1 pseudogene is annotated in these 1179 nt (G+C 72.9%); it reads left to right on the top strand.

Annotated features, from left to right (window positions below):
• Positions 1-487: 487 nt before the first annotated feature.
• A pseudogene (locus CCN42_RS44005) lies at positions 488-1179 on the top strand (ATP-binding protein); the annotation flags it as partial.

The raw sequence follows: 1179 nt of genomic DNA, 5'->3' as shown, positions 1-1179 counted from the left end.
TCGTCAAACTCCCGTCGTCGTCCGCAGGGCAGACGGGAGTTCGACGACACCCCCTAGCGCCCGCCACCGGGCTTGAGCAGGCCGGGAGCGGACCCGGGCCAACGATGTCGAGGCGACCCCGCATCGGTGCCGGTGAACACCACCGGGAGAGCGGGGCGGTTGCCGGTGGCCATGCCTGGGGAGCGGCCGGGGCGCCATCGGCAGTCACGGGCTGGGATCGGTCCAGGGGCGGGCGGGTACGAGCGGAACCGGGACCCGCCCATGTGCCGTTCTCGGCCCACTCGACTTCAATCGGGTAAATCAAGGACAGGGCCCTTGTCATTTCGATCACTAACTCTCGTATAGTGACCGTCGGTTGATCAGCGTTAAACACTCAACTGCGCAACTACGCACACGTTCCCCTGGACGACACGAAGGCCGCACTCGTCGCGGCCGCCCGAGGACCTGATTGATGACCGCGCAAGCCCGTTCGGGCGACCGACCCGCCGTGCGACCTCTGCTCCTCATCGCCCTGACGGCAGCGGCCGTGTCGGCCCTCGCCGTCGGCTGGGCGGTGTCGATGGCACCCCACAGCACACGCGGTCCCATCGGCTGGGGCGCCGGAGCCGGCGCCGCCCTGCTGTGTGCCGCCGTCACCGTAGCCGCCCACGGGCTGCGCACCGCCCGGGCGACGCGCGTCCGACTGCAGTCGGCGTGCGCCGAAGCGGCCCGCCTCGCCGGTGAACGCGAGGCGCTCACCGCGCAGTGGCGGCAGGAACACCAGCGGCTGGTGGACGCCGCGACCCACGAACGCACGCGTCTGCTGGAGGAGTTCGCCCGCGAGCGGGACCGGCTCGCCCAGGAGCACACGGCCGAACGGGCTCGGCTGGAAGAAGAAGTGCGGCGGCTGTCCGCGGACGCCGAACGCGCCGCCGCCGAGCGGGCCGCGGCCATCGCCGCGACCGCCAACGCCGCCGCCCGCATGCAGGCGCTCGCCACCGGCACCCTCGCCGACCTGCGCGCCATGGAGGAACGCCACAGCGACGAGGACGTCCTGGCCGACCTGCTGCACCTGGACCACCGCACCGCGCAGGATGGACTCCATCGGGATGGGACGGGCCCAGCGGCGGCCGGAGCGGGCGCCGGTGAGCACGGCGACGGAGTCGGCGAGCCGCCCGGCCTGCGCGGTGCGGTGGTCCA

Source organism: Streptomyces glaucescens (genome assembly GCF_002154375.1).
GTDB lineage: Bacteria > Actinomycetota > Actinomycetes > Streptomycetales > Streptomycetaceae > Streptomyces > Streptomyces glaucescens.
Note: the sequence above shows the minus strand (reverse complement) of the source record. Positions and strands in the feature narration are given on the sequence as shown.